Source organism: Facklamia miroungae (assembly GCF_012396555.1).
Classification (GTDB): domain Bacteria; phylum Bacillota; class Bacilli; order Lactobacillales; family Aerococcaceae; genus Facklamia; species Facklamia miroungae.
The window spans coordinates 19,000-38,731 of the sequence record NZ_JAAXPS010000002.1 but is presented as its reverse complement, the minus strand read 5'-3'; the positions used below and the strand labels follow the sequence as shown (position 1 = coordinate 38,731).

Sequence of the window (19,732 nt, the reverse complement as noted above, 5' to 3'; positions counted from 1 at the left end):
GGAGCATTTATATGAAAAATATTAAAAAGATTGTTATCGCCCTATTCGCTATCTTCCCTCTCGTTCTATCCAACCTAAGTATTGCACCGGGTGTTTTGGCTAAAGAAGACTATACAATTGGTTTAGCTCTTTCAACCACTAATAATCCTTTCTTTGTCGACTTACAAAAAGGCGTCGAAGAAGCTGCTAAGGAAATGGGAGCAACTGTACAAGTTGTTGATGCACAAGATGACGCAACAACTCAGCTTAACGGTTTAGATGATTTAATGACCCAAGGTGTCGATATTCTTCTGATCAACCCTGTCGATTCTGACGCTATTGTCCCAGCTATTAAAAACGCTAACGAAGCAGATATTCCTGTCATTACAATCGACAGAAATGCAGCAGATGGTGAAGTTGTTTCATTAGTTGCTTCTAATAACGTTGAAGGTGGTAAGATGGCTGCTGAATTCATTATTGAAAAGGTTGGAGAAGGTTCAAAAGTTATTCAATTAGAAGGGGTTCCAGGCGCTTCTGCAACTAACGAAAGAGGTGAAGGTTTTGAAGAGGGGGCGAAAGATAAATTAGATATTATCGCTAGTCAGTCTGCTAACTTTAACCGTTCCGAAGGATTAACGGTTATGGAAAATCTTCTTCAGGCACACCCTGATGTTAAGGCCGTCTTTGCTCAAAATGACGAAATGGCTTTAGGGGCTATTGAAGCTATCAAAGCAGCAGGTCTAGAAGAAGACGTGCTTGTTGTTGGATTTGATGGCAATGACGATGGTCTAGAAGCTGTTAAAGAAGGCGAATTAGCTGCAACGATCGCTCAACAACCTAAAGAAATGGGTAGATTAGCTGTCGAAGCAGCCATCAACCACTTAAATGAAAAAGAAGTTGAGGAGTCTATTGCTTCTCCATTAGAATTAGTAACCAAGGATACATTAGAAGAGAAATAAACTATGTAATTCCCCAAATTTAAAAAATGAACAGATTATTGTTAAAAAGTGAATATCCTTCACAATTAAGCAACCACAACTTATCGAGAGTAAGCTGAGGGAATTAGCCCGACGACGCTTCAGCAACCTACCATTCGGCAAGGTGTTCCTTCCAACTCAAAAGAGAAAGATAAGTCTTATCCAGTTAATAGGCACGACTCTTGAAGTTGTGCCTATTTAATTGGATTTTTTAAGAGTGATTTTATGCCAGAAGTAGCGAATATGCATGAAAAAGATAGCATTAATCAATATTATTTTGAAAATGGGTCAAATGAGCAAAATTTAGATTTTTTTCATGCAGCGATTGTAATGCAAATTAACTATTTGGTAAAGAAGATCGATCCCCGTTTTCTGACCAGTGCCACAGTCATTAACCAGCGCTTAAAGTTGCCTATTGAATGTCACTATGAAATTGGAATCTTAGACCAAAAAAATATTGTGCCAGATCATTTACTTAAAAATATTAAAGATCACATCTCGCTTCTTTGTTACTCAGGAAGTGTAATCAAGCAAATAAATAAGAAAAGCTATGAAAACAAATTGACTCCCAAAAGTGAAAATTAGTACACTTACTTTTGAGAGTCAAATTTCTCTCCGATTTATATAATCTAAGCTTACTTGAGTCAACAAACAAATCCGATCTACTATTTAAAACCTTTTAATCATCTGGTTAAGTTAGATTCTCTTTGTATTTAAACACAATCTTCGTCATAATTAATATAAATATACAACTAACCAGTTAAACATTAGCTTATTCAGAGCCAATCGTTTACCCAGTAGAATATAATAAGATCGTAGGAATAATACATTATTAGATGTTTTAAAAACTAATATTTTTATACTTAAAATTAAAACTTTTATTATTCTATAATCATTATTCAAAGTTATAGTTTCTTCAATAATAGCGTTCAAAAATTTAAATGGTTTTTAACTTATTTAATTCTTTAAACATCATCACTAGAGAGATAACAATTACAGTGAAATCAACTAGAGGCTCTGTCCACCAGACTGCTCCACTTCCAAATAATTCCGGAAAGATAAGCATAGCTGGTACGAAGAGGATTAATTGCCTTAACATAACAATAATTCCAGCTTTTTTCCCATTCCCAATGGATTGAAAAAACGTGATTGCCATAATCATTGCTGCATAAAGAATATAAACAGAGTAGAAAATTTTAAAATGTCCAATTCCATTTCCTAAAATCGCGTGACTTACATTAAAAATGGAAAGGAGTTTGGAAGTAAAAAATTGAGCTGGAATGTAGAAGACCAAAGCTAGAATCGTTCCAGCTATGATGAAAATTTTCATTGTCTCCTTGACTCTTTTATACTGTTTCGCGCCAAAATTTGCTCCAATAATAGGTTGAAGCGCTTGACTCATTCCCCACAACGGAATAAATGAGAAACCATAAAACCTAAGAGTTGCTGCCATCAGAGTTGCCCATTCATCGCCTCCATATTGAAACGCTTGCTTATATAACAAGCTTTGCTGAACCATAAACAAAACCTGCATAAGCATGGCCGAAACACCTACTCCCATCATTTCTTTTGAAATATATTTGTTCTTATTAATTTTACCTATTTTCACTACTTTACTCTGACGACGGAAATAATATAAAGTAACACCGGCTTGAACAAATTGAGCTATGAGAGTAGCTATAGCTACCCCTTCTATTCCATGCTGGCCCATAGCAATCATAAAAATGGGATCAAGTGCTATATTTAAAGCTGCCCCTAGACCCATAATGACCATCGCCTTTTTAATTTGACCTTCTCCTCTCATTACCATAGTTGCGGATTGGGCAAAATTTACAAATATCGAACCTAAAAATATAATTCTTACATATCGAAGACCAAGTTCCTTAATCTCTCCACTTGCCCCCAAGATATCCAAAAAATAGGGAGCCAAAAGAAGTCCAGATATGGTAATTACAAGTGATAACAATATCACCCAATAAATTAAGTTTCCCATAATCTTATCAATTTTATCTTGGTCACCTTCTCCTAAGGCTCTGGACAGAATCGAAGCGCTCCCAATTCCTATCAGTGTTGCTACGCCATTATTAATAAAGGTAATGGGCGCAGAAACAGAACAGGCCGTCAAGGCCTTCTCACCTAAAATATTACCCGCAAAAATACCATCCATCAGTGGATACAATCCTATTACTATCATACCAATAACAGCTGGAATAGCTTGATGAAACATAAGCCGAACCAGATTATCTTTTAAGAGCTTCTCTTTCATTGTTTTTTCCATTTTTGTTGCCTCCTTCTTCAATAAGAATAATTGCCATTCTTTCTAAAATGTTCCTGTTTATTTTTAAATTTTCTCTAGCATCTAAAATTTCGGCACCTATAATCATAGAGTTAATAAAATTAGTCACTAAATCATACATATTATCATCCATCAAATATTGTTGATTTTTATTTTCAAGAATTAGAAATTCCTGTCTGCTTTGTTCTTTTAAAACTTCAAATAATTTATTCAACTTTTCATTTCTCTTCTTTTCGATTAAAAATTGAACATAAATATCCATATAAAAATTATCATCGAGTATTTTATCGACGATTTGCTTGGCTATAAATTTAATTTCATACCCTTTTTTGAAATCACTTAAATTTGATTGGATAACTTCATTCCTGTAATGAATGCCATCAACCATAAGATCATGAAGAATATCCAGCGTACTCGCATAATAATGATAAACTCCCCCTTTTGACATAGTTGTTTCATTAATAACATCTTCCATTGTAGTCTTTGAAAACCCTTTTCCCACAAATACTTTCGCTGCTGCTTTTTTAATTTCATTTTTTCTTTCTTCTGGCTTTAATCTTTTGGCAGAGCACATACAAAACTCCCCTTTCTATACCGACGTTTACGTCGATATATACTTTATAGTTATTTTCATAGATAGTCAACAGTTTTAATAAAATAAATTTTGAGAATCTACGCTTATAAGATATATTTTTTATAATTTCTATTGACTGACCTGTCTGATAATGAAGCAGGTAATCATTATGAACTTGTCATTGGTCAACTGTGAGACGTTTAGTTTCTTTGTAATCTGCTACCTGAGATATAGATAATTCTTTTAAGTAGCAAACTTGAACCTGAATTTCAAACCAAAGCTACAATCGTTAACTTTCAGTTAAAGTTAACGATTCACTGTCAAAAAAATTAAGTGACTTAAGCAATAATAAAGGTATAAATTGAAATAATTGGATGAAAAATCAAACCTCTTTGACTCACTGGAAGTGGAATAAGTTAAATACTAGAAGCCTACTATTGCAAAAATGCAATAGTAGACTTCTAGTAATTTTTGGTGAAGACTTACGATTTCTTTTTTTTGTTATTCGTATTCTCTGGCTCCAGGCTTATTAAAATTGAACTCAATTTAAAAAAACTTTTGCTGATGAAGTTCTTCTTAGATCAGAATTACTTCTTTATCCATATTATCGTGATCAAGCGGTTAATGCCCAAGATCATATTTCGCAAGACGGTCATTCCATAAAGTAAGATTTGATTCTTTGGACCAACCTGTAATTGTTGGAGATAGATATCATTTTTTAATTCTATCGTTTATTTCTGTCATCTTTGTTTTTTTATTTCTATCAAAAGTTCTGCTTGTGTCTTGCATCCTCATCATTTTATAGCACCTATCATTTAATTGGAAATTTAAGAAGAAAGAATAAATAAAGCGCATCTAGCAGAATTTTAATATAACTATATTAAATAGTTGTTTCTTTAAAGCTAATAAATTTCAAGGTGTTTTAGCTATAGAGTATTCATCTAATTTTATGGAGTTTTGATTGTCAATTATATTTATTAAACCTTCAATCTACTTATTTTGAATATATAAATGACAAAGCGACTATAATTGATATGATCAGCCTTATCAGAATATGTTGCCATGAGAGTGTCGAGGTGATAACTCCCGCTATAATCACGATTATAACCATATAGACTAAAGTAACCTATACATAAATATCTTTATCCATTATAGAAGCTCCTAAATTTCAATCAACTGTCACCTCTTTAATTTTCTATTATTTTTAGTCATATAATCAACAACCCAATTAAAAAACGCCTTGTTAGTTAGTAAAACGCTAACTTACAAGGAGTAGACATAAATTTTATCTGTTATTCATATTCAAATAATATAGTTATACAGCATAATCCCTAAAATCATTTTCCACTAACTCATAATCAACACTCGATTGGCGACAACCAAGTTGGTCGACCCAAGAGTTATAGTTAATGCGCAACTTTTTAAAACCTAATAGCTCATATACATGTTGGGCTCTAGTGTTTTGGGGATTAACGTCTAAAATTATCTTTTGATAGCCTTGATTAAATAATTCTTTAGTCAGTAAACTTAGAAAAATTCTACCAAGGCCTTTATTACGATAAATTGCTTCACAAATCTTTATATGTATTTCTGCGACTTGATTCCCCAAGTTATCATAAAACATTTCGCCAATTGATTTGCCTTGATACTCAATTAGTAAAAGTCGACCCTTTTCATCGGTATAATTTTCAATTTTATCTTCGATTTCTGCGACTGATTTACCTAATCCATTGGGAAATCCTAAAATTGCCATTATTTTTCCATCATTCCACCACTGACACAATTTGGCAGCATCTGCTTTTTCAGCATTACGTATTAATATGTTTTTATACGTTATTTCCATAAAAATCCCTCATTTTAGCAACTGTTAATTTTATATTAACCAATTATTGAAATTGATCATCCAGTCTAACTATGATACAGCAAAGTTGATCATATCTAACTCGTTTTGTTAAGTCAGACTTGATACATGATCAGCTTTTTTCGTTTTAAAACCATACATGCTTCTCAAGATAATTCCAGTCGTAGTTAGATTATGTAGAATCGATAAGGAACTTGGTGATAATATATCAAAAACACCAAGTAAGATTAGCCCGCTATTAATAGCAATTGTTTCTTTGACATTCTTTTTAATCCGCTGATCTAATAGATAACTTATTTCAGCTAATTCTATTAGGCTTTCTAAGTGATTATTAGATAAAACGAGGTCACTCGTTTGCTTGCAAATATCAGCAGCATCATTCATTACTGCACCAATATCAGCCAGAGATAGTGCAGCCGAATCATTGAGACCGTCTCCAAGCATCATGATTTTTTTGCCTAAGTTTTTATGTTCCTCAATAAACTGATATTTATCATTAGGCGAAGCTTCTGTTTGAAGATATTGAACGGTCAGATCATTCATAAGGTTTTGTGTTCGCTCTTTGGTATCACCTGTAATTATGGCTACCTCTTTATTATTACTTTGAAACCACTCAATCACTTTAGTGGCATTCGGTCTTAGAGGTGTATCAATCAGAAAGAGACCAATCAATCTTCCCTCATAACCAAGATAAAGCAGATTATATTGTTGCTCATATCGCTTAATTACAACCATTTGCTCATTCGAGATGTTTATCTTTTTCTCTTTCATTAAGAGATAACTGCCAATTACCACTTCTTTTTCATCGATCGTTGATAAAATTCCGCGAGAAGCAATGTGGTGTAATTGACCGTGCATTTCATCATGAACAATAGCTTTTTCCTGTGCCTCATTAACAACAGCATTAGCCAATGGATGGTGAATATGTTCTTCTAAACATGCACCAATTCGTAACACATCTTCTGTTTTATACTCATCAAACGGGACTGTTTTATAAACTTTAGGATCAGAAACAGTTAAAGTTCCTGTTTTATCAAATACTATCAGATCGATATCGTTATATTTTTCAACCACGTCCATACTTTTAATCAAGATTTCCTTATCCACAGCTTCTTTAATTGCTGTTAAGTAAGAGATGGGAACCGAAAGTTTTAAAGCACAAGAAAAATCAACTAATAGAAAAGATAAAGCTTTCTGTAGTGATCCAGTGAATAAATAGGTGAGAATCACACCTAAAAAATTATATTTAACTAAATTGTCGGCTAAAGCTATGTATTTGGTTTGTTGACTATCTTTCTGGTTATCTGATTTACGGATTAATGACATCAATTCTTGAATCCGATAGTTTAAGGTGGTATTTGTAACCCTAATCAATAGTTCTCCTGATTCAATGACTGTATTTGAAAATACTTTATCTGCTTCCTGCTTTAGAATCGGAAAAAATTCACCCGTGAGCGAACTTTCGTTGACCATGGCTGAGCCAGCATCAACCACCCCATCAAATAAAATTTCCTTACCTTCAGATACAATTATTATATCATTCAGCTGAACCTCTTTAGCTTTACGTTCAACCTTATTCCCTTGACGATCTATCAACCAAACTGTTTTGGTTTGATCTTTTAAACTGTTTTCTAAATCGGTGATCGATTTTTTATTGGTCCAATCATTTAGTTGGTCACCAAGACCCATAATAAACATAATAGAACTAGCTGTTCTAGGCTGGCCAATCAATATTGCCGTTAAAATAGCAGTCCCATCTAAAACTTCCATATTAATAGTGTTATTTGACAAAGATTGGATAGCTTTTTTTATATAATTAGTAGCTAAATACATTGTATAAAGATTCTGAAGCGGATGAGGTAAAAACAAGCGTCTTAAGGCAAACAAACTGAGTTCCTTAGAAATAATTACATAAGGCGTCCTTTCTTTGCGATATGGTTCTCGTAGACAACTTATTAAACGGTCTTTATTTAATTGATTTAAAAATTTAAGCGCCTCTGAAATTGAATTCTCTTCATTAACGTAGATAGCTATTGTCTTTTCATCATTATAAAAGACTATTTTTTGAATGGATGGTTCAAGTCGTGCCTCTTCCTTAATCATTTCACGGACTGGTAATGTCAGAAGAAAAGAGCTTTTCACCCTCACTCGCTTTTTATTCTGGTGACAAATTTTAAACTTCATTAGAGCCTTCTATATCCTCAATACTCTCTGCTTGTTCTTGTTGTTTTTGAGCAAGATATATTTCTTGAGCATCTGCCAAGACATCATCAGTATGTTGCTTAATTGTTGATACGCTTGCATCAAGTTCATCTTTTAATTGATAAGATTTTGCGATCACTTCGGCATACTTTTCTTTAGCTTTTCTACTGGTTAAGAGTTTTAAACCAAGGCTACCGAAAAGAGCGCCTCCTAGGAATAAACCAGATGATTTTGATAATTCTGTTGCTTTTTTTAAATTTTTCAACATTTTAATTCCTTCTTTCTGTTTATATCTAAATAATTATAGCACTGATAAAAGGAGCCTTCAAATATCAAAGCAAGTTGAGTGCTTTTTTGGAAATCAGTAACTATAAAGATTGTTTAATCCATCATTTTTAAGCGGATATCAACATCTTATAAATTAATGATCACTTTATAAATAGCTGGGTAATTCTATAAAACGATCGCATACACCTCATTCGTTCAGAAAAACCTTCTTATTGGAAAATAACTATTTTTTTAACTAATAAAACTAAACTGTCATCCTCTAAGTCCGGCTTGGGATAACAAGGGTAAAAAACACTCTGTTTTCGATCGATATAGGCTGTCTTCATCCCCACAGATTTAGCTCCATACAAATCCCAATCATGCGAAGCGACCATCATTACTTCCGAAGGATCCAGCCCTTCTTCTTCACTCGCATAGAGATAAATATCTTTAAAAGGTTTATTCTTTTTTACCGCCTCAACTGAATAATAGTTATCAAAATAATTAAATATTCCCGCATGCGTTAATTGCTGTTTAATCATCGACTCAGAAGAATTTGACACAGCTAGAACTTTTAGATTAGAATCTTTTAAAATCCTTAAAGATTCAGCAACATCATCAAATGGATCCATCGATTTGAAAGAGTCTAGGAGTATTTTCTTATCTTCTTTTTTAAGATCTTCTCCTGCTTCTTTAAATACATCTTCTAAGACAAATTCAGCCATCTTATCGAAGTTTAGATAATTGTCCTGACTTCCCATAACCATTGATGTCTTTAATAGTTTGGTAAACCAATACTTTAAGAAAGTAGTGTCTTTACCATATTTTTCGAAAGCTCCTTTAATTGAATCTAAGCGTAGGATCGTCTCATTAATATCAAAGAATACTGCTTTTATCATTTTAATGCTCCTTTATACTTAAATGGCAGAATGACAATTAGACGTTTTTGTTAATACATTAAGTTTCCCGATTTAGAATCTTTTGGAATTTCTTGAATGGAGTCCCAGTGTTCGACGATTTTCCCTTTGGAATCAAAACGAAAGAAATCCATTGTGACATATTCTATATCATCGGGCCATATTTGATGGGTGTGTAATGAAACCAAATTATCTTCAGCGATAACTCTCACAAACTCAATTTGCTTACTAGGAAACTCCAGCACCATTTGCTTGAAATATTTTATAAATCCCTCTTTTCCATTTTCTACCGAAGGATTGTGTTGTATGTATTCCTTTCCGACAAAATCACTAACAGCTTTCTCCGGATCTCCCATATAAGCTGTTTTATAAAAATTAACCGCATTTCTTTTGTTTCTTTTTAAATCTGGAGTCATATTTTTTCTTACCTTTCTATTTCCTAAAAGCAATCAGTCTTAGCAGATTTGCTAGACTTTAAACCGTATGATACTTTTGGTGAAACTTATTGATTGCCTAATAAGTTACTAGCTTCTAAGTATGCCTTAGCTACTTGACTCGCAGGCTTTTCTTCAAACAAAACTTCATAATTCATTCTCGCCATCTGCTCTTCAGTAATTTTTCCACCCAACTGATTTAAAATGTCCTTAAGCTCAGGATGTTTTTCTAAAGTCTCTGCCCGCAGCAAAGGTGCCCCTTGATAAGGTGGGAAAAGTTTTTTGTCATCTTTTAATAAGACCAAATCATATTTAGCTATTTCACCATCTGTTGAATACGTTTCAATAATTTGAACATCATCGTTGAGCAAAGCTTGGTAACGCAGAGAAGGTTCCATGGTTGCTACATTAAGATTTAAACCATACAAATCCCTTAAACCTAATACACCATCTTCTCGATCATTAAATTCTAAAGTAAAGCCAGCCTTAGCTGTCTCTTCAACACGAGAAAGATCTGAAATCTGAGTTAAATTATTCTGCTTTGCATAATCGTTTCGCACAGCTAAGGCATAAGTGTTTTGGAAGGCCATGGCATCCAGAAGAACCAGGTCATCTTGTTCCCTGATGCTTTCTTTGGCGGTTTCATAAACTTCTTGCGGATCATTGGAGAGTTCAGGGGCTTTATTCAATAAGGAAGTAACTATTGTCCCTGTATACTCCGTATATATATCAATATCCCCGCCCTTTAAGGCTTCATAGATAAAGGTTGTTTTACCAAAATTAGGCTTTACTTCAACTTTAAGATCCGTTGCTTCTTCAATCAATAATTTATACATATTCATCAGTATTTCGGGTTCGGGACCGAGTTTGCCAGCCACTGTAATGGTTTCTTCTTCTTTACCGAAAAACTTATTGCTGTAAGAAGCCGACACACCAATTAAAAGCGCCATAAAAATAATTATTATTTTCTTTAAAGGCATTGTTTCCATTTTTTTAATTAGATAATTAAAGACAACCGCTATAATAGCTGAACTGATTGCTCCAATTAAAATTAAGTCGGAATTATTTCGATCAATGCCTAGTAATATGAAAGAGCCCATACCGCCTGCACCAATTAAAGCAGCTAAGGTGGCAGTTCCAATCACTAAGACGGCTGAAGTACGTATCCCTGATATGATGACTGGTAAGGCTAAGGCAATTTGATACTTTCTGAGTTTTTCAAAGCGATTTAATCCAAAGGCTTCAGCAGCCTCTTCCAAGTTAGGATCAATTTGATAAAATCCGGTGATTGTATTTTGTAATATCGGAAAAATAGCGTAGAGTGTTAATGCGACGATCGCTGGAAGTGTTCCAATTCCCATAATCGGAATAAATAAACCCAATAGAGCTAAAGACGGAATGGTTTGTAAAATACCCGATATTTGTAGTAACCCTTCGGTTAGTTTTTTATATTTTAAAATAAATATGGCTAAGGGTACCGCGATTAAAACGGCTAATAAAATAGCGATCAGTGAAATTTGTAAATGTTGACCCAGAGCGATTAGCCATTCATCATAACGTTGAATAAAAGTATCATAAATCGTTTTCATAATAGCTCCTCACTCTCAAAAAGTTCTCTGACAAAATCATTGGCGGGATCATGTAAAATTTCTTCTGGCCCTGCTATTTGAATGATGGAACCCTCATGAATAATGCAAATTTTTGTAGCTAATTTAAGCGCTTCGCGCATATCATGTGTCACAAAGACAACGGTAATACCTAATTCCTTATGTAAATTCTTCGTAATTTCTTGTAAATCCTTACGCATCAAAGGATCTAATGCTGAAAAAGGCTCATCCATTAACAAAACTTTAGGTTGAGTGATTATAGCCCGTAAGATTCCAATTCTCTGTTTTTCTCCCCCAGAAAGCTCATCAGGATAGCGGTCCAAATATTTTTCAGGTAATAATCCTACTTTTTCTAATAGACGTTGTGTTTCGCTTGAAGTTTTACTTTTATCCCATTTTTTAATTTCAGGAAGTAAGCCGATATTCTCCTTAACCGTCAAATTGGGAAATAAGGCTCCTTGCTGCAAAACATATCCCATATTAAATCTTAATGCTCGCTTGTCCCATTCTTTTAATTCTTTGCCATCAAATAAAATTTCCCCCGAAGGTGCATCAATTAATCGATTCATCATACTTAATAACGTTGTTTTACCTGAACCAGACAGTCCCACAATAACAAAAAAGTCGCCATCCTCAATTTCAAAGTTCACATTCTTAATCGTCTCAATATTTGAATAGGATTTGCTTACGTTGTTGAATTTAAAAATGTTGATCACCTGCTTCCAAATTATTAACCACACGCTCTAATAAGGCTTCAAAGAGCTTAGATTCTTCTTCGGTGAAACCTTCATAAAAAATTGCGCTGAGTTTTTTGCTTGCCGCTTCTCCTACAATACTTTGCTTTCTGCCTTCTTCTGTCAAATCAAAATATCGCTTTCTTTTATCGGACGGATGCGGAAAAGAATAAATTAATCCTGCTTTTTCCATTCGATTTAACATACTGGATAAAGTGTTTTTGGCAAGACCCGATTCCATTGATAGATCAGTGGTCGTTAAAGGGGCTTTTTCCCATAAACAATATAAAATTTTCCCTTGTTCGGAATTAAATTTTGCTCTATCATCTAACGATAAAATCTTATGAAAAAGTCTCCCGTTTATTAAAGCGATTTTCGAAATATACTTACCGACTTTAGCAGAGTCAATCATCAATAAAACCTCCTTATTAGTTCTATATAGAACTATATATTAAGTATAATATTATTCGTTAATCTGTCAAATGATTTACTTCTAAGAATGATGTTATAACTAAAAGGGCTCAGTCTAACATCCAATCTGCTCTATCCATAAAAAACAAAAAATCCCCGAAAATAGAGTTAGTAAACTCACTTCAGAGATCAATCAACGATAAGGAAATCAATTTTTTTAAAGGAATGTCTTCACAACATTTTTACTATATTTATTCAGATTCTACACCCATCTTTCTCAACTTGAGCTTCATGGTTTATCTTAATTACTAAAAGATTGATTGATCTTTTAGTGAAAATGTATCATGAAAATCATTACTCTTCATCTTCGTACAAATGATTGTTTTCTACTTCTTGCTTAATAATGTCTTTGAAGGTATCAACCGACATCGCTCCTGGAACCGTCACTTGTCCAATCACAAAATAAGGCACTCCTTTTACCTCTTCAGCTCGAGCCTTTTGCTGGTCTTTAAGAACTTCTTCTTTATATTGAGAACTATCTAGACACTCTGCTACTTGATCAATATTTAAGCCAGCTTCTTCTGCGATCTTTAACAAAACTTCATGATTGGCTAGTTCTAAATACTCTTCAAAATAAGCTTTATAAATAGCCATTCTAAAATCTGCCATCTGTTTAATTGATAAGTGCTCCATTGCAAATTTAGATAAACGGTGCGCATCAAGGGTGTTGGTAAAGCGGACCTTTGTATAGTCAAAATCTAATCCATCTTCTATAGCGTATTCTTTAATGCCAGAAACACGCTCTGCAGCTTCTTTTTTGGTAATCCCGTACTTATTAGCTAGCCGGGTTGCCATATCGCCTTCAGCCACTTGACTCGCATTTGGGTCCAGTTGATAGGCCCGCATCTGTAAATGAAGTTTATCTGATAAGCCTAGTTCCTCAATTGCTCGCTTAATTCTCACTTCTCCAATATAGCAGTATGGACAGGCATAATCGGCCCAGTAATTAATTTTCATCACTAACACACCTTTTCTTAAGTTTATTATTAAAATCTTAGATATACCATTCAGCAAAATACTCTATAGAACCAATGGCCTCAAACATTCTTTGACTTCGCCTATTAAATGAATAATAGTAGCTTTTACTATCGGCATTCTCTTCTCCCAGCCAGTTTTACATGTTTTCAAACGAAAAAATAAAATAAAAAACCAGTAACTTAATTATACTATCAAAAATAGGCTATCTTAAGTCTTTTTGCGTTTTTATTGCAAAACTAGTCCTCATAGGCTCTTAAGTTAGACGTAAATAATTGCTAAATCGAACAGATGCGCATAGAATTTATAGTAGGTCACCTTAGATTCAAATGAAGAAGATGAAAATAGAGTGACTTTTCAAAAAACAGCCATTGATAGGAGAGATAATATGAAAGTAAAAAATAGGACATTACTGCTTATAGCAGCTATCGTCTGGGGTATAGCTGGTTTTAATATTTTGCGAATTGGCATTGTCGCTTATTCAGGTTATTGGACCTTGATTAATTTGCTTATATCATTAGTAATTTTCAGTTTATTTTGGTTTATGGTTTTTAAAAATCTAGTAGTGAAACATACAAAAAGGATTGTTAGCTATCGCGAAGAAAAGACCTTTTTTCTTAAGTTCTTTGATGTGAAATCCTTCATTATTATGGCAGTTATGATGACTTTGGGGATTTCTATTCGGTCTTTCAATTTATGGCCTTTACATTGGATTGCTGTGTTTTACCTTGGTTTAGGTGCAGCCCTATTCCTTGCTGGTTTATTATTTTTATGGAATTATTTTAGTAAAGCAGATCAGTTTACTGTTTAAATCGATCGGAGGTTAATTATGAAAAAATATATTGATTTATCTATTTTTTATTTCGTCCTAGCCATGATCAGCGGTGTATTTTATAGAGAATTTTATAAGTTTATGGATTTTAGAGGAGATTCGACCTTAGGAACGCTTCATGTTCACTTAATGGTCTTAGGGGTGCTTGTATTTCTATTAGTAATTATCCTTGCTAAACTTTTCCCTATTGAACAAAACAAAAACATGAAGCGATTTATGATTGTTTATAATGTAGGATTGCTGATGCTCACGGCAACCCTTACTACTCGAGGAATCGTGCAGGTAAATGGGATCGCTTTATCAGCTGCTGCTAATGGAGCCTTATCTGGCATCGCCGGTCTTTCCCATATATTGTTAGCTATTGGCTGGCTGTTTTTACTTCTTATCTTACGGAAAACTATCACCAACGATATCGATGATAAAAAAGACTAAATATTATTTATCTTTTAAGAAATAAAACAGCAGGAGTCCACTGAACAGCCTCTCAATCAGGTAGACAGACACAAATACAAAATTATTTAACGAGTTTTTCGAAACTCGTTTTTCTATGCTGAATTTTTACCCCATCGATACTGTCACTCTTCCCTCATCAAAAAAGAATATCTTTATCTCTTTTAAAAATGATCCGAAGGAGGGTAGGTATTTTATCGGTGTTTTCCCTTTTAATGTTACCCATAAGAATTCAATTGTTCCGTCAGCAATACTTTTCCCTAATCATCAAGCCTACCCTAATATTTCTTGAAGGAGCTTCTTAAAGTATTTAAATAAGAGAATATGGATTTTCTAACGGTACCTTGTGCAAAATCTGTTTGATATAGACTGCTAGTTCTTTGACGCCAAACTGATGGAGCAAGGCTACCGATTCGTCAAAATGTAAGCCCAGATCTGAAGCTACATGACTATCAGAACCTAGACTGAATAATTGCCCCCCCACCGACTGGTAAACTGGTATCACATATTCGTACAAATGTTTATTGCCATAGCGGTACATCGATTTAGAATTCAATTCCAAAGCCATATCATTTTTAATCATCTCTTGAAAAATTAAGCATAGCTGGTCTTCATGCTTAGCCAATTGATCAATGGTTACATCAAACATTCTTAAACCATAATCAAAATGAGCCAGAATATTGGCTTGCTTAAAAGCTTTGATCCCTTCTAACATTAAAGTAAAATATTCCTGCATGAGCTTTTCTAGATGATAAATTTGCAGAATATTTTCATCCATAAATTCATTCGGACCATCCTTGTGGAAAGATAGAACTAAAAGATCAAATGCATGTTGATTAATATAAGCAATGATTTGATCATGATCATCTGGATGATAGCCAACTTCCACTCCTCTTAAAAACCGATCTCCATATTCCACTTTTAATTTTTCAATCTCAATGGATTGCTGCTGATAATCGGGGATATTATCTTGATAGTTTATGAAAGGGTTTTTAAAATCTAAGTGTTCGGTCGTAATAAGATACCCCTCCGTTTTTTTAGCGTAATTTTCTAATTGCTCCTTTGAATCATATGAGAAATGGGTATGCATGTGTTGGTCGAAATATTTCATGATACAACTCCTTTTAATCGCTAGTTAATATACATCTGAAAACATTTTTTCATTGGATTACAAAAATTGGCTCTTATTAGATATTTTCCATCCTTGACACTAAATAGGAACATGGTTGATTCCTCAACTCACTCGACAGTCACTGTGGTCTACTTGTAAATAGATTCAAGCTACAAACAACAAAATACCGTTTTATCTTCTGTAGGATCTAGTCATGAGCTCGCCAATAGTGCCCTAATTTTGAAAAAGACCCACCTTGAGTTAAAAATTTGAAGAAGTAATAGTGGCTAGCAATGACTAAACCAATCCCACAAAAAACCAACAGCCCCGTCATTATTTGATAAATGACTAGCAGAACCGCCACCAAGAAAACATAAAAAACAATCGCTTCTGGCAATCTTGCCAGACTATAAGCCAAGGTGTTTTGGATTCTCTCTTTATTAGAAGTTTTGGGATAATTAGCAGACAAATAAGCAAAACAAACAACCATAAAGCAGAATATTTCTAGCATAATAATGGTTAGGTAATAGAGCCATAAAGTAAATAAACTAGTTTGCCCCTCCAAAAAGATAATGTTATTAAGAAGCATGAACGTCACAACAAAAATCAATAGACTATGTAACCAGTATTTTTTCAGATTGAGAAAATAATTATGCCAGAAAAAATGAATCGGATTGATCCTTATCACTTTAACGGCATCATATTCGGGAATAATTAATTGAAAAGCTGTGATTAAGGCTGGTAAAAACCCAAAAATTCCCAAACCAAAAGCTAATCCAAAAATAAAGAAAAATTGGATACAAAGTAGTAAATAAACACCGATCATTAGGTTCTGTAATTTACTAAAATTAAAATTACCCCGCTTAATCTTCTTAAAAATATTTTGCATGCTGCATCCACTCTCCCCTTTGCCAACGCCTTACAAATAGCCCTAAGCGTATACCTTCATCAAGGATAAAGATGATCCAAATAAAAATGATCCCCCATTCGAGAATTGAACCTACTAAAACAGAACCTGGTACAGTAAACAGATAGGTAACTAATAAAGCCATATAAACCGGATACCTGACTTCTCCCATCACATTTAAACTAGCAATAATTATTTCATTCCCTGCTCGCAAGGGATCATAAAGCACATTCATCCACAATAAAATCCTCGCAATATGGATAATTTCTGGGTCGCTCGTAAAAATTTGTAAAATCCAAGGCCCAACCAGTGCAATGACTAGATTTATGCTAGCGCCTATCCCCATGAATAAGAACATATTATTAAGACTAAAGGTTTGTGCTTCTTTTAATTCCTTCTTACGCGAAAGTCGGCCTAAAATCACTTGCCCCGCTTGACCGGCCGCCACCGAAAGCGTGAATACAATCGCTGTAAGCGTTTGGGTATATATTCGAGCCGATATTTGAGCTGTTCCTAACGAGGCAATGACTGCTGTAATGATCGTTTGGGAGAAATTATATGATACATTCTCCATCCCTGAAGGTACCCCTAAAGCTAAGATTCTTTGTCCGATTTGCCAATCCTTATGGTTGAAAGTGAAGATTCCTTGCCAGACTTGAGGCAAAATCTGCTTTATACAAACAATTGAAAAAACTGCTCCCACTATCCGGGTAATGATTGTAGCCACGGATAGGCCAAAGATTCCTTCACCAAATAAAGAAAAAGGCGTCAAAACTACCAGGGCATTACCGGTAATGATTAAGAGTGTATTAATAATCGAGATCCCCATAGATAGCTTGACCTTACCAAAAGCACGTAATAAAGCCGCAGCTGAGGTAGAAATTGCTTGAAAGATTAATGATAAAGAAACCATCCTAAAATATAGAATCGATGCTCCTAATATTTCTTTGGGAGTTTGCATCCAACTCATAATTTCTCGACCTAAAAATAAAGCTACCAATACAATTATAAGTCCTAAAATCATATTTAAAAAAACGGATTGACGCACTACCCCACGCAAATAAGGAAGCTGGTCATCAGCAGCATTTTGCAGAAAGAGAATAGTTGAACCTAATGAAACAATCCCCATCGCCATCGTTCCAATGACTAAGATTTGATCAGCAATACCTATAGCAGCTACTACCTGGTCATTATAACGAGAATATAAGAAAATATTGACATTACCTATCAACATCATAAAGACTTGTTCAATCAACAAAGGCCATAACAAATGAAAATAGTCATTTTTAAGTTTTTTAGCGACTAAAGACATTGGCTTTTACCCTATAAGTCTTGATTGACTGATCATCTTCCTTTAATTCGATAATTCTTACACCACGTTCCTCTGCGCCATAAGTCTGGTAGCCAGAAACATTACCATAGACTAAATGAATATCATGGTAGACTCCTTCAAAGTCATTATCATGATCATGTCCAACAAACATGCCCCATGTTTCTCCATCGATCACCATATTGGCAAATAAACCGGTATTAATATAAGGGGCTGATATAGCATCATTGGTTTCATGGTTAACACCATCGATAATTTTTGTCGCTGCTTGCCAGTACTCTGGAAGTGGAATGTGCTGAAAAACTAGATGACGTTTATGCCTGTCACCTCGTCGATAGTTGGCGGATGTTTCAGAAAACCACGCAACCTGTTGAGGAAGTACCCAATCATAAGTGCCGATATCTAAAGGAGCGGCGGCTCCAGAATCGATCAAATAGATTGCATGAGCTACTTGATCCTTATCTGAATGAAAAATTTCTAAACAATATGCTTCTCGATCATTGACAATCATTGAATGAGTTTTTTCCGCTTTTACTTCTACCTTCTGATCAAAAATTCTTCTTAAATCACTGCGAGTGATTATTTCTTCTGTATCATGATTACCGAAGGTAATTGCCATTGGTATCTTAGCCTTATCAAAATATTCCATTGTTTTCTCAAAGACAATGTCGGCATCCTTCACTCCTTCTGACCAAATAATATCACCTGTATGGATAATAAGGTCAACATCAAAGTAAGCCAAAGCATCTTCAATTAATTTGAAAGTCCGTTCATCCTCTTCATGGAAAGGCATGTTACCGATATGGGTATCGGTAAACTGAATAATACGAAAGGTCCCATCGGGCCGATATTTTAATTGCATCCACATTCACTCCTATTTTAAAAATAAAATTCTTTTCTAGTCGCTATTCCTTCACCGAACCGATCGTAATCCCTTGGACAAAATATTTCTGAATAAAAGGATACATGATAACAATTGGCAAAATAACCACAATAATTGTCGCCATTTGAAGCGATTGACCAGTAATATCCACCTTATCTAACTGCTGATAAGCTGCTGACCCTGATCCTGCTCGCATTAAAACATCCGCTAGGTTAGCTTGGCGAGTCAACATTTCTTGCAAAATCGTTGCCAACGGTTTTAATTCAGCCTTTCTCACATAAAAAGAGCCAGCAAACCAATCATTCCAGTGTCCTACTGCGGTGAACAAGGAAACGGTCGCAAGGGTAGGCTTTGACATGGGCAAAATGATCCTAGTAAAAATCCTGAATTCACCCATTCCATCAATTCGTGCTGCTTCTACAATTGACATGGGTAATTGCTTGAAGGCTGATCTTAGTAGGAGAATATTCGTTACTGAATAGAGTCCTGGAACAATATATACCCAAATCGTATTAGTTAATTTCAATTCACTTAAGACTAAGTAATAAGGAATGGTTCCTCCAGAAAATAACATCGTAAAAAAGATGAAGAAGGTAATTTTTCCTGAAAAGGGTAAATCTGGGATAGTTAAAGCCCAAGAAGCCATCGCCATCAGAAATACTCCAATAACAGTTCCTAAGACCGTCCTGAAAATTGAAATACCTAAGCCAGTCAATAAATTATCTTGTCTAAAAACTTCTTGAAAATTCTCTATTGAAAAAAGACGTGGCCAAAACCAAATCCCCCCCGTAGCCGCATCTGTCCCCGAGTTAAATGCTAAGGCCAAGATATGCATAAAGGGTAAAATAATAATTAAACATAAACAAATTAATAAAAGGTGGAAGAGAATTCTCACCCATTTACTTGTCTGCATCGTTTCAGACAT

The 19,732-nt window shown here is 34.4% G+C and carries 20 protein-coding genes and 1 riboswitch; of the genes, 4 read left to right on the top strand and 16 right to left on the bottom strand.

Annotation, left to right across the window (positions count from 1 at the left end):
- The first annotated feature begins 11 nt into the window (after positions 1-11).
- Both rbsB and HF969_RS02160 read left to right on the top strand, forming a co-directional pair.
- A complete protein-coding gene (rbsB, locus tag HF969_RS02165) occupies positions 12-938 on the top strand; it encodes a ribose ABC transporter substrate-binding protein RbsB (protein WP_090289136.1) in 927 nt (308 codons plus the stop codon).
- A 77-nt stretch (positions 939-1,015) separates the two neighbouring features.
- Positions 1,016-1,114, top strand: a riboswitch (SAM riboswitch).
- Positions 1,115-1,181: 67 nt separating this feature from the next.
- Positions 1,182-1,541: a hypothetical protein gene (locus HF969_RS02160; protein WP_090289135.1), complete on the top strand. Its 360-nt coding sequence runs from the start codon at positions 1,182-1,184 to the stop codon at positions 1,539-1,541.
- 352 nt (positions 1,542-1,893) lie between these two features.
- Here HF969_RS02160 and HF969_RS02155 read toward each other — a convergent pair whose 3' ends face one another.
- The 11 genes from HF969_RS02155 to HF969_RS02105 all read right to left on the bottom strand — a co-directional run bounded on the left by HF969_RS02155 (position 1,894) and on the right by HF969_RS02105 (position 13,276).
- Positions 1,894-3,234, bottom strand: a complete 1,341-nt coding sequence (locus HF969_RS02155) for an MATE family efflux transporter (protein WP_090289134.1) — start codon at positions 3,232-3,234, stop codon at positions 1,894-1,896.
- Positions 3,197-3,826 carry a TetR/AcrR family transcriptional regulator gene (locus tag HF969_RS02150; protein WP_090289133.1) on the bottom strand — a complete coding sequence of 210 codons (630 nt, stop codon included), beginning with the start codon at positions 3,824-3,826 and terminating at the stop codon, positions 3,197-3,199. The genes HF969_RS02155 and HF969_RS02150 overlap by 38 nt, the downstream gene beginning before the upstream one ends.
- A gap of 1,315 nt (positions 3,827-5,141) precedes the next feature.
- Positions 5,142-5,669 (bottom strand): GNAT family N-acetyltransferase, encoded by a 528-nt coding sequence (locus HF969_RS02145; protein ID WP_090289132.1) that lies wholly within the window; start codon positions 5,667-5,669, stop codon positions 5,142-5,144.
- A gap of 108 nt (positions 5,670-5,777) precedes the next feature.
- A complete protein-coding gene (locus HF969_RS02140) occupies positions 5,778-7,871 on the bottom strand; it encodes a heavy metal translocating P-type ATPase (protein WP_210727864.1) in 2,094 nt (697 codons plus the stop codon).
- Positions 7,861-8,157 (bottom strand): DUF6110 family protein, encoded by a 297-nt coding sequence (locus HF969_RS02135; protein WP_090289131.1) that lies wholly within the window; start codon positions 8,155-8,157, stop codon positions 7,861-7,863. Before HF969_RS02135 ends, HF969_RS02140 begins: the two co-directional genes overlap by 11 nt.
- A gap of 229 nt (positions 8,158-8,386) precedes the next feature.
- Positions 8,387-9,055: a haloacid dehalogenase type II gene (locus HF969_RS02130; protein ID WP_090289130.1), complete on the bottom strand. Its 669-nt coding sequence runs from the start codon at positions 9,053-9,055 to the stop codon at positions 8,387-8,389.
- Between the two features lie 50 nt (positions 9,056-9,105).
- Positions 9,106-9,489: a nuclear transport factor 2 family protein gene (locus HF969_RS02125; protein WP_090289129.1), complete on the bottom strand. Its 384-nt coding sequence runs from the start codon at positions 9,487-9,489 to the stop codon at positions 9,106-9,108.
- An 86-nt stretch (positions 9,490-9,575) separates the two neighbouring features.
- Positions 9,576-11,096 carry an ABC transporter permease/substrate-binding protein gene (locus HF969_RS02120; RefSeq protein WP_090289128.1) on the bottom strand — a complete coding sequence of 507 codons (1,521 nt, stop codon included), beginning with the start codon at positions 11,094-11,096 and terminating at the stop codon, positions 9,576-9,578.
- Complete coding sequence (locus tag HF969_RS02115) at positions 11,093-11,821, bottom strand: ATP-binding cassette domain-containing protein (protein ID WP_090289401.1); 729 nt, start codon at positions 11,819-11,821, stop codon at positions 11,093-11,095. Before HF969_RS02115 ends, HF969_RS02120 begins: the two co-directional genes overlap by 4 nt.
- Positions 11,814-12,260: a MarR family transcriptional regulator gene (locus tag HF969_RS02110; protein WP_090289127.1), complete on the bottom strand. Its 447-nt coding sequence runs from the start codon at positions 12,258-12,260 to the stop codon at positions 11,814-11,816. Before HF969_RS02110 ends, HF969_RS02115 begins: the two co-directional genes overlap by 8 nt.
- 353 nt (positions 12,261-12,613) lie before the next feature.
- Positions 12,614-13,276: a DsbA family oxidoreductase gene (locus HF969_RS02105; protein WP_090289126.1), complete on the bottom strand. Its 663-nt coding sequence runs from the start codon at positions 13,274-13,276 to the stop codon at positions 12,614-12,616.
- Positions 13,277-13,682: 406 nt separating this feature from the next.
- Here HF969_RS02105 and HF969_RS02100 point away from each other — a divergent pair, with 406 nt between their 5' ends.
- Both HF969_RS02100 and HF969_RS02095 read left to right on the top strand, forming a co-directional pair.
- A complete protein-coding gene (locus tag HF969_RS02100) occupies positions 13,683-14,105 on the top strand; it encodes a hypothetical protein (protein ID WP_090289125.1) in 423 nt (140 codons plus the stop codon).
- Between the two features lie 18 nt (positions 14,106-14,123).
- Positions 14,124-14,558, top strand: coding sequence for a DUF2871 domain-containing protein (locus HF969_RS02095; RefSeq protein ID WP_090289124.1), 435 nt, complete (start codon positions 14,124-14,126; stop codon positions 14,556-14,558).
- Positions 14,559-14,886: 328 nt separating this feature from the next.
- Here HF969_RS02095 and HF969_RS02090 read toward each other — a convergent pair whose 3' ends face one another.
- The 5 genes from HF969_RS02090 to HF969_RS02070 form a co-directional block, all read right to left on the bottom strand.
- Complete coding sequence (locus HF969_RS02090; RefSeq protein ID WP_090289123.1) at positions 14,887-15,687, bottom strand: PHP domain-containing protein; 801 nt, start codon at positions 15,685-15,687, stop codon at positions 14,887-14,889.
- Positions 15,688-15,895: 208 nt separating this feature from the next.
- Positions 15,896-16,576: a YesL family protein gene (locus HF969_RS02085; protein ID WP_090289122.1), complete on the bottom strand. Its 681-nt coding sequence runs from the start codon at positions 16,574-16,576 to the stop codon at positions 15,896-15,898.
- A complete protein-coding gene (locus HF969_RS02080) occupies positions 16,560-17,906 on the bottom strand; it encodes an MATE family efflux transporter (RefSeq protein ID WP_090289121.1) in 1,347 nt (448 codons plus the stop codon). The genes HF969_RS02085 and HF969_RS02080 overlap by 17 nt, the downstream gene beginning before the upstream one ends.
- Entirely contained in the window at positions 17,890-18,786 is an 897-nt protein-coding gene (locus HF969_RS02075) for a metallophosphoesterase family protein (protein ID WP_090289120.1), read from the bottom strand. The genes HF969_RS02080 and HF969_RS02075 overlap by 17 nt, the downstream gene beginning before the upstream one ends.
- 43 nt (positions 18,787-18,829) lie before the next feature.
- Positions 18,830-19,732 carry a carbohydrate ABC transporter permease gene (locus tag HF969_RS02070; protein WP_090289119.1) on the bottom strand — a complete coding sequence of 301 codons (903 nt, stop codon included), beginning with the start codon at positions 19,730-19,732 and terminating at the stop codon, positions 18,830-18,832.